Below are 10462 nucleotides of genomic sequence, written 5' to 3' on the forward strand. Positions count from 1 at the left end.
CTTTATTTAAACGAAATGTGCGTAAATTTATGAATAATAAACTGGCAGTTCTGGGCCTTGTCATTATTCTCGTTATCACATTGTCCTGTGTGATCGGAATGATCGTTGGCGTCGATTATGGAACACCGGTGCTGACAGAAATGAAACAGGCTCCTGGAAACGGACATCTGTTCGGCACAGATACCATTGGACGTGACTTATTTTCGCGTGTTCTCGTCGGCGGTTGTTATTCCATTCTGATCGGTGCTTTCTGTGCCATCATGAGTTCTGTGATCGGTGCGGTGCTCGGTGCTCTGGCCGGCTATTTCGGTGGTAAAGTCGATATGGTCCTGATTCGTATTTCAGAAATCTTCCAGGCTTTTCCACAGCTCGTTCTTGTTATGATGCTCGTAGCCATCGTTAACAAACGTGGTCTTGGCAACCTGTTGTTTATTTTCGTATTTACCGGATGGATGACAACCTTCCGTATGGTTCGAAATGAGTTTATGACGCTTAAAAATGAGACCTACGTTAAAGTTTGTGAAGCCTTCGGTATGAGCAAAAACAACATTATGTTCAAACAGATCCTTCCGAACGTTATGAGTCCGATCATCGTTTCAACAACAACAAACGTTGCCTTCTTTATTCTTCAGGAAGCAGCTCTTTCCTTCATCGGTCTGGGCGTAGCGGACAGCACACCGACCTGGGGAAATATTTTAAATGCGGCAAAATCCGTATCCGTTGTTACAAATCAGTGGTGGATCTGGGTATTCCCTGGTCTGGCAATCAGTCTGTTCGTTCTGGCAATCAACTTCTTCGGCGACGGCCTGCGTGACGTACTGGATGCAAAACAGCAGTAAGGAGGGGCCTCATGGATAACAGAGAAATTATTTTAAATGTTGAAAAATTAAATACAACCTTCATTTCAGACAGAAAAGAAATAAAAATTGTAAAAGATGTTTCTTTTCAGGTACGCCGCGGAAAAACCCTGGCGGTTGTAGGCGAATCCGGCTGCGGTAAGAGTGTGACGATGAACTCGATCATGCGTTTTACCGGCAAAAATGCCATTGTAAAAGCCAAAAATATACAGTATAATGCACTTCGGAACGGCGAAGTGACCGAATATCATCTGGAAAGTATTAAAGAACCAAACGGACCGGAAATGCGTGCACTGCGCGGACCGGATATGTCCATGGTATTTCAGGATCCGATGTCCAGCTTAAATCCGGTATATAAAGTCGGTGATCAGGTAGCCGAAGGCCTTCTTCAGCACAACAAAGGCATGAAGAAGGCAGAAGCGAGAGCGAAAGTTCTTGAAATGTTCCGCAAGTTAGGTATTCCGGATCCGGAAGAACGTATTGATTGTTATCCGCATCAGTTTTCCGGCGGTATGAAACAGCGTGTTGTTATCGCCATCGCCATGATCTGCAATCCGGAACTGATCATCTGTGATGAACCAACAACCGCTCTGGATGTGACCATTCAGGCACAGATTATGGAACTGTTAAAAGAACTTCAGTTAAAAGAAGGAAAATCGATCATTCTGATCACCCACAACATGGGACTTGTTGCCGAGATGGCAGACGAAGTCTGCGTTATGTATATGGGCCGTGTTGTTGAGTTCGGAAGCCTTGAAGATCTGTTTGACCGGACAAGCCATCCGTATACAAAAGCACTTCTTCGAAGTGTACCGGTTCTTGGACTGGCAGATGATCAGAAACTTGAGACAATTCCGGGGGCTACTCCAAATCCGGCAGATTTGAAGGGCGGCTGTGAATTTGCGGACAGATGTTCCGAGTGTACAGACCGGTGCCGCGAAAAAACAATCCCGATGTATGAAATCGCACCGGGCCACCGTGTACGCTGCCTGAAATATGATTCTTATCCGGAGGTGGATTGATATGAGTAAAGAAAATAAAGAAATTATCTTTAAGATCCGCAATCTCCAGACCTGGTTCCCGATCACAAAGGGATTTATGAAAAAGGTGGTTGGACATGTTAAGGCGGTAGATGATGTAAGTCTTGATATTTACAAAGGCGAAACACTTGGTATTGTAGGCGAGTCCGGATGCGGTAAATCGACATTCGGAAAAACGGTCATGATGCTTGAAAAACCGACCGGCGGACAGGTTATGTTTAATTATGACGGAGACTATAAAGATATTACCAAATTTAATAAACAGGAAATGTTTGAATTCCGCAAAAAAGTCCAGATGGTTTTCCAGGATCCTTATTCCGCACTTAATCCGCAGAAGAAAATTTATGAATCCTTTGAGGAACCATTGAAGACGCATGGTATTTCTTCTCAGGAAGAACGTGAAAAAGTTATGCAGCGTGTGCTTAAAATGGTAAATATCCAGCCGGATTATCTGATGCGTTATCCTCATGAATTTTCCGGTGGGCAGCGTCAGCGTCTCTGTATTGCACGTGCTCTGGAAGTTATGCCGGAAGTTCTCATCTGTGACGAACCGGTTTCAGCACTTGATGTATCGATTCAGGCCCAGGTTCTGAACCTGATGAAAGAAATTCAGAAAGAACTCAATCTTACATACCTTTTTATCGCTCATGATTTATCTGTTGTTCAGTATATGTCCGACAGAATTATGGTTATGTATCTCGGAAAGATCGTAGAAGTTGCAGATTCAAGGGCACTCTATGAGGAACCGCTCCATCCGTATACACGGGCTCTGCTCTCGGCAATTCCGGTTGCAGATATCCATACGACGAAAAAGCGTCAGGTTCTTGAGGGCGAAGTTCCGAGTCCGATCCATAAACCAAGCGGATGTGCCTTCCATAACAGATGTCCGCATTGCATGGAGATCTGTAAACAGGAAGATCCTGCCATCCGTTATCATGGAAAAGAAGGCCATATGGTTGCGTGTCATTTATATGAAGCAAAGGAAAGTGGAGACAGCAAATGATTTACACAGACATGAAGTATTTGCAAAATTACCGCGGTATCGGACCTCACCTTGATAGGGCTATTGATTATCTGATGAGCCATTCTCTTGAGGAACTCACTGCGGGAAGAAATAATGTCGATGGGGAAAATGTCTTTATCAATCGTTTCGGTTATGAGACGATGGCAGAGGAAGCTGCGGCTTTCGAAGCACATGAATTTTATGCGGACATTCATCTTGTATTATCAGGAAAAGAATGGATCGGGGTGACCGATATGGATAAAATGAATGTGACATCCGTCGATAAAGTTACGGATTCTGTCGACTGTGACGGTCCGATAGAAAACCGTTTGATGATGATGCCAGGGAAAGTACTTATTGTACTTCCTGAAGATGCACACATTGTCAAGATTGCCGTAGACGGCCCGGAACGGGTCGAGAAGGCAGTTGTCAAGGTGCGCATGAAATAAATTTTAAAAAAAATAAAGAGGAAGCGAAAAAAATGAAAAATATTTCTAAGTATCAGGGAATTATTCCGGCATTTTATGCATGTTATGATGATCAGGGAGCAATCAGCCCGGAACGGGTGGAAGAACTTACAAAATATATGATCAAAAAAGGTGTAAAAGGTGTTTACGTTGGCGGATCTTCAGGTGAATGTATTTATCAGAGCGTTGCTGAGAGAAAACTGGTTCTGGAACATGTTATGAAAGCCGCTGAAGGAAAACTTACAGTTATTGCTCACGTTGCATGCAACAATACAGCAGATAGTATGGAACTTGCTGCCCATGCAGAAAGCCTCGGTGTGGATGCGATCGCAGCCATTCCTCCGATTTATTTCCATTTACCGGAGCATGCAATTGCACAGTACTGGAATGATATTTCTTCTGCAGCACCAAACACAGATTTTGTCATTTACAACATTCCGCAGCTTGCCGGTGTTGCTCTGACAATGCCTTTATTTAAAGAAATGCGTAAAAATCCTCAGGTGGCAGCAGTTAAAAACAGCTCTATGCCTGTTCAGGATATTCAGATGTTCAAGATGGACGGCGGCGAAGACTTTGTTGTATTCAACGGTCCGGATGAACAGCTTGTTTCCGGTCTTGCCATGGGTGCAGACGGCGGTATCGGCGGAACCTATGCGGTTATGCCGGAATTATATCTGAAGATCATGGATCTTGTCGCTGAAGGAAAGATTCCGGAAGCACAGAAGATTCAGTATGCTGCAGATGCAGTTATTTATGCAATGTGCGAATGCCACGGCAATCTGTACGCCGTTATGAAAGAAGTTTTAAGGATCCGCGAAGGTTTAGATATCGGCGGCGTTCGTAAACCATTGCCAAACCTTATTCCGGAAGATATGGAACAGGTTAAAAAATGTGCAGCAATGATTGACGAAGCAATTAAAATGTATTGCTAAGAAATGGAGCTGATTCTTTGGAAAAATATCTGATGCTTGATCGGAGATTTCTGAATCCGCAGGCAATGGAAAATGTGGAGATTCAAATAACAACTCCAAAGAAGGATATCGGCCACAATCCCCTGTTTGTCCAGGATAAACCATGGGAGATACGCATTGACAACGGATATCCGAATGTACTGTTTGATAAAGAAGAACAGATTTTTCGATGCTATTATACATTATTTACGGATGATTCAGACACAGAGGGAACTTCGCTTGAGGAAAGAACTTCCAGAGATTACCTGCCAAGAATGGACCGTGTGACGTCTTTAGCTTATGCTGAAAGCAAAGATGGCATCCACTGGGTAAAACCGGAACTTGGCCGGGTAGAGTGGCGAGGCAGCAAAGCTAATAACATTCTCCTCCTTTTTGCCCACGGGACCGGGGTCATGATCGACGATCATGACTCCAACCCGGATGCAAAATATAAAATGGTTACAAAAGTGGATATTCCGGGACAGGGAGCACATATGGCCGTGGCCTTTTCACCGAATGGAAAAGACTGGTCCAAACTGATTCCGTGGCCGGAACATAATCCGCCGGCGGACAGTCACAATCTTCCTTTCTGGAATGAGGAAGAAGGCTGTTATATGCTGCTTTCCCGTGTGTGGCAGGACGGTATCCGTATGACAACACTGAGCCGAAGTGATGATTTTATTCACTGGACGGAACCGAAAGAAACACTTCGGGGAAGAGGTTATGAAAATCAGGTGTATTCTATGCCTGTCTTTTTCTGGAATGGTATTTATCTTGGTCTTGCTTCAATCATCCATGAGGGTGATCGGAGGGAAGAAAACTTTGATACCGTAGACTGTGAACTCACATGGGCCGTAAATCCGGAGCATTTTGATTTTGTGGCACCGGGACAAAGCCTGATTCCGAGAGGTGAGGGACACTATCCGACGGGTGCATTTGACTGCGGATGTATTTATGCTTCTCAGCCTGTGATCGGCCCGGATGGAAAGATCTGGCTCTATTATATGGGCGGCAACGGACGCCACACAAATTTCAGGGAATCTTCTCTGGCCAGAGCCTTTTGGCAGCCGGATCAATTTGCGGCGATGGTTCAAAAAGACAAGAATTCTGACAGTCTCCTTACATCCTGTCGGTTAAAATTTGGCGGCAGTAATCTGGAAATTCTTGCACAGGCAGAAAATCCGGACAAACCGGTTCTTCTGGAAGCGCAGATTCACCACATTTGGACCGAATTGCCTTTATCCGGATTTACTTTTGAGGAGAGCCGGACAGAAAATACTTCCGACGGATGGATCCGCATATCATGGCCGGAAGGTATGGAAAAACTTAAAGGTTCGCAGGGATGTATCAAATTCCGATTTAAAAATATGAAGATTTGGGCTGTTCGCGGAGATCTATGTCTTGACGGTCATCGTCTCTGGGAAGGTGCCGACATGGAAAATGAAATTCATTAAATTTTAAATGTATGTAAAACGTCTTTCCTTCGGGAGAGACGTTTTTTTCTGTATAAAATCTTAAGATTATCCCTTCTTTCTTTTCTTTCATTATTTTTTTCGATATAATGATAGACAGAGTAGAAGAGGAGAGGTAAAAATGTATAAAATATTGATTGTAGAAGATGATCCGGGAATCGGTACCGCAATTCAAAACCACATTGAAACCTGGGGACTGGAAGCCAGATGTGCGGAGAATTTCAAAGATATTGTTAAGGAATTTGCAGAATACAGCCCCCATTTGATCCTGATGGATATTTCGCTGCCTTTTTATAACGGTTATCACTGGTGCATGGAAATACGAAAAATGTCCAAAATCCCGATCATTTTTATATCCTCAGCATCCGACAATATGAACATTGTCATGGCGATGAATATGGGTGGGGATGATTTTATCGCGAAACCCTTTGATATGAATGTGCTGACGGCAAAGATTCAGGCAGTTTTAAGAAGGACCTATGATTTTGGCAATCAGGTATCTGTTCTGCAGCACAGGGGAGTTCTGTTAAATCTTTCAGATGCCAGCCTGAGTTTTGAAGGTGAGCGGATTGAATTGACGAAAAATGATTATCGTATCTTAAAAACACTGATGGAAAATAAAGGACATGTTGTCAGCAGAGACAAACTGATGGAGAAACTCTGGGAGACCGATTGTTTTGTGGATGAAAATGCTCTGACAGTAAATATTGCAAGACTGCGCAAGAAACTGGAACAGGCGGGAATTGAAGGTTTTATAGGGACAAAGAAAGGCATGGGATATATTATTGAATAAGAAAAAATCAAAAATGTTTTATGAATATTTGCGGCTTCATAAAAAAGCAGCCCTGATCTATATCCTGTTTACTTTTATTTACGGTTTCATTTTTTTCCTTGCCCGTCTTCCCCTTCTTCCTGTTTTGTATGCGTCTTTACTGGGTGCTTTTGCAGCATCGATTATTTTGATATCGGATTACCGCAAATTCAGAAAAAAACATGAACATCTGGAAAGACTTGTATCGGAAATCATGGTGACAGATGAGCATTTTCCGGAAGCTTCCAATATTATTGAGGAAGATTATCAGCATGTACTTCATGCACTCTATGACGAAAAGTGCCGACTGACGGAAAGGATGGATGAACGCTACTCGGATATGATGGAATATTACACACTCTGGGTGCATCAGATAAAAACTCCGATTTCTGCAATGCGGCTTATTCTGCAGGGGGAAGATGACGAAAAACATCGTGCACTTTCAGATGAATTACTTCGTATTGAACAGTATGTGGAAATGGTACTGGCCTATTTAAGACTTGACGGAACATCAACCGACTATGTGATCAAGTCCTGTGATCTGGACCTTGTCATCAAACAGGCTGTCCGCAAATATGCTTCCCAGTTTATCAGGAAAAAGATAAGACTTGTCTATGAGCCGGTTTCCTTTCAGGTTGTGACCGATGAAAAATGGCTGCTGTTTGTCATTGAGCAGGTCCTATCAAATGCGTTAAAATATACGCGAAAGGGCAGTATTGAGATAAGTCTTGATCCATCTGCGACATTGTGCATAAAGGATACAGGCATCGGCATCGCTCCGGAGGATCTTCCGAGAATATTTGAAAAAGGATTTACCGGCTATAACGGCCGCACGGATATGAAGGCCAGCGGTATCGGACTCTATCTGTGCCATAGAATATGCAGCCGGCTCGGACATGAGATCGAAGCCGTATCTGAGGTGGATGTGGGCACGGAAATCCGAATCCGTCTTTCACAAAAAAAGAGGGTATTTGAATAAAACCTTTCAGGATTGTAATGTTGGACAGGGGAAATGTAAGCCAAAACCATGGCAGGCCATTTCCCTCTTTTGCTATAATTGACCCATAGAAAAGAGAAGGAGGAAAATGAAATGGCAATTTTGGAAGTTACAAATATTAAAAAAATTTATACGACCCGTTTTGGGGCAAATAAAGTTCAGGCACTGTCCAATGTTAATTTTACTGTAGAAAGAGGCGAATATATCGCGATCATGGGAGAATCCGGATCCGGCAAAACAACGCTTTTAAATATTCTGGCGGCTCTGGATAAACCGACGGCCGGAAATGTACGCCTGGACGGGCATGATCTGTCTTCCGTCAAAGAATCAAAGATTGCTGAATTTCGCAGAGACAATCTGGGATTTGTTTTCCAGGATTTTAATTTACTGGACACATTTACATTAAAAGACAATATTTTGCTGCCCCTTGTGCTGGAGGGAAAACATTATAAAGAAATGATGGAGAAATTACAGCCGATCACATATAAACTCGGAATCAATGAATTATTGAGTAAGTATCCTTATGAAGTTTCCGGCGGACAGAAGCAGAGGGCGGCAGTTGCCAGAGCGCTTATTACAAGTCCGAAACTGATACTTGCGGATGAACCGACAGGAGCACTCGATTCAAAATCCACCGATGAACTTCTTGAATTATTTACAAAAATCAATAAGGAAGGCCAGACGATTCTTATGGTAACCCATTCGGTCAAGGCGGCCAGTCATGCAGGACGGGTTTTATTTATTAAAGACGGAGAGGTCTTTCATCAGATCTATCGAGGAAATTCATCCAATGAACAGCTGTATCAGAAAATATCCGATACGCTGACGATTCTTGCGACGGGCGGTGAGAAGAAATGAGATTCGGATTTTATTTAAAACTTGCCCTGTCCGGTATCCGGAAAAATAAAAAGACTTATGTACCTTATATATTGACCGGTATCGGAATGGTCATGATGTACTATATTGTATCCTTTTTATCCTGCAGCAGTTCTGTAGCGGCTATGCACGGCGGAGATGTCGTACGGGAATTTCTAAGCCTGGGAAGTAATGTCATTGGCCTTTTTGCCCTGATACTCTTATTTTATACAAATTCATTTTTGATGAAACGACGTAAAAAAGAGTTTGGTCTCTATAATATTCTCGGAATGGGTAAAAATAATCTGTCCAGGGTCTTAATATGGGAAACATTGATTATTTCAGTGATCTCTATAATCGGAGGACTTGGCTGCGGTATTTTATTTTCAAAAGCAGTAGAACTTTTAATTGGCCGGATGCTCGGTTCAGATGTGGGTTTTCGTTTTGAGATTCTTAAACGGCCGATCTCAGAGGCTTTTATCATCTTTGCTGTTATTTTTATTTTGATCCTGATCAACAGTCTACGGCAGATTTATTTCTCAAAACCGATTGAACTGATCCACAGTGAATCGGTCGGTGAAAAGCCTCCAAAGGGAAACTGGTTTATCGCATTGATCGGTGCCATCCTTCTAATTGGTGCCTATTATATCTCAGTAACCATAAGTGATCCTGTTTCGGCAATTGTTCTCTTTTTTGTAGCTGTCCTTATGGTTATTGTCGCAACATATTTGCTGTTTATTGCCGGTTCGGTTGTCTTTTGCCGCCTGCTTCAGAAAAACAAGAACTATTATTATAAGACAAACCATTTTATTTCGATTTCTTCTCTGGTCTATCGTATGAAACGCAACGGTGCCGGTCTGGCTTCGATCTGTATTTTATCGACGATGGTCCTTGTCATGATATCTTCTACTTTCTGTCTGTATATCGGAGGCGAAGAAAATCTGAGAAATCGTTATCCGAGAGACATCGTTATGGATCTATGGTCGATTGACGAAGAAATCACGGATCAGGCACATAATTTAATTACAAATACACTCGATGAATATGACCTTGAGGCAGATAATCTGCTGCATTACCGGTATTTGGTTATGGTTGCACTTCAAAAAGACGGAAAAATGCTGCTCGATCCAAAAAAGATAGATCAGCCTTACAGCTATGCGGATATGCGTCAGCTTTATATTATTCCTTTGGAAGATTATAATACCGTTATGGGAACATCCGAAATATTAAAGGATGGGGAAGTCATGATTTGTGCATCAAAATGTAATTATGATTATGATACGCTTGAAGTTGAGCAGATGCCGGTCTTTAATGTACGTCAGGCTCCTGAAAAGTTTGTGGTCAATGGAGAATCCCAAAGTCTTATTTTTCCATCCATATTTATCTTTGTCAAAGATATAGAGACCTTGGAACAGTTTTATGAAACCCAGCTTGAAATCTATCAGGAAGAAGCGTCCTCTTTGTGTGACTATTATGGGTTTGATCTGGATTGTGATGAGAAAACAAAGATTGAGATTGCCGAAAAGATCGCGTCAACACCGTGGGCAGATGATGATACATCCTGTGGATTTTCTCTTGAGTGCCGTGCGGAAAGCAGAGAAGATTTTCTTGCAGTCAACAGTGGATTTTTTGTTCTTGGAATTTTACTTGGAACCGTATTTATATGCGGAACCGTACTGATCATGTACTATAAGCAGGTCGTGGAAGGCTATGAAGATCAGGCCCGATTCGATATTCTTCAAAAAGTTGGAATGACAAAAGAGGAGATAAGAAAGAGTATTAATTCACAGATACTGACCATCTTTTTCGTGCCGCTTTTGACGGCAGGCATTCATATCATTTTCGCATTTCCGGTCGTTGCAAAGCTTTTACTTCTTTTCGGCCTGACAAATACAAAGCTTTTTGTGATGGTCAACGTGGGAACCTACCTTGTTTTTGCTGCATTTTATATTTTATTTTATATGGCAACTTCTAGAGCCTATTATAAAATTGTCAGCGAAACGAGATGAT

Annotated in this window: 10 protein-coding genes; all 10 read left to right on the top strand. The window is 42.4% G+C overall.

Annotated features, from left to right (window positions below):
• On the top strand, nt 1-839 hold an 839-nt coding region (locus tag QZZ35_RS06795; protein WP_291236710.1), incomplete at its 5' end, for an ABC transporter permease.
• An 11-nt stretch (nt 840-850) separates the two neighbouring features.
• Nucleotides 851-1879, top strand: coding sequence for an ABC transporter ATP-binding protein (locus QZZ35_RS06800; protein ID WP_291236711.1), 1029 nt, complete (start codon nt 851-853; stop codon nt 1877-1879).
• A 1-nt stretch (nt 1880) separates the two neighbouring features.
• Complete coding sequence (locus QZZ35_RS06805; protein ID WP_291236712.1) at nt 1881-2900, top strand: ABC transporter ATP-binding protein; 1020 nt, start codon at nt 1881-1883, stop codon at nt 2898-2900.
• On the top strand, nt 2897-3349 hold the full coding sequence (locus tag QZZ35_RS06810; protein ID WP_291236713.1) for a YhcH/YjgK/YiaL family protein: 453 nt from the start codon (nt 2897-2899) through the stop codon (nt 3347-3349). The genes QZZ35_RS06805 and QZZ35_RS06810 overlap by 4 nt, the downstream gene beginning before the upstream one ends.
• 32 nt (nt 3350-3381) lie before the next feature.
• The gene (locus tag QZZ35_RS06815) at nt 3382-4299 is read left to right on the top strand and encodes a dihydrodipicolinate synthase family protein (protein ID WP_291236714.1); all 918 of its coding nucleotides are present in this window, start codon (nt 3382-3384) and stop codon (nt 4297-4299) included.
• A gap of 17 nt (nt 4300-4316) precedes the next feature.
• Nucleotides 4317-5771 (top strand): hypothetical protein, encoded by a 1455-nt coding sequence (locus tag QZZ35_RS06820; protein WP_291236715.1) that lies wholly within the window; start codon nt 4317-4319, stop codon nt 5769-5771.
• Nucleotides 5772-5910: 139 nt separating this feature from the next.
• The gene (locus QZZ35_RS06825) at nt 5911-6582 is read left to right on the top strand and encodes a response regulator transcription factor (RefSeq protein WP_291236716.1); all 672 of its coding nucleotides are present in this window, start codon (nt 5911-5913) and stop codon (nt 6580-6582) included.
• Nucleotides 6575-7579, top strand: a complete 1005-nt coding sequence (locus QZZ35_RS06830) for a sensor histidine kinase (RefSeq protein ID WP_330635617.1) — start codon at nt 6575-6577, stop codon at nt 7577-7579. Before QZZ35_RS06825 ends, QZZ35_RS06830 begins: the two co-directional genes overlap by 8 nt.
• Nucleotides 7580-7690: 111 nt before the next feature.
• Complete coding sequence (locus QZZ35_RS06835) at nt 7691-8455, top strand: ABC transporter ATP-binding protein (RefSeq protein WP_291236717.1); 765 nt, start codon at nt 7691-7693, stop codon at nt 8453-8455.
• Nucleotides 8452-10461 (top strand): FtsX-like permease family protein, encoded by a 2010-nt coding sequence (locus QZZ35_RS06840; RefSeq protein WP_291236718.1) that lies wholly within the window; start codon nt 8452-8454, stop codon nt 10459-10461. The genes QZZ35_RS06835 and QZZ35_RS06840 overlap by 4 nt, the downstream gene beginning before the upstream one ends.
• The last annotated feature ends 1 nt before the right edge of the window (nt 10462 follow it).

It is taken from the genome of Frisingicoccus sp. (assembly GCA_016298055.1).
GTDB lineage: Bacteria > Bacillota > Clostridia > Lachnospirales > Lachnospiraceae > Frisingicoccus.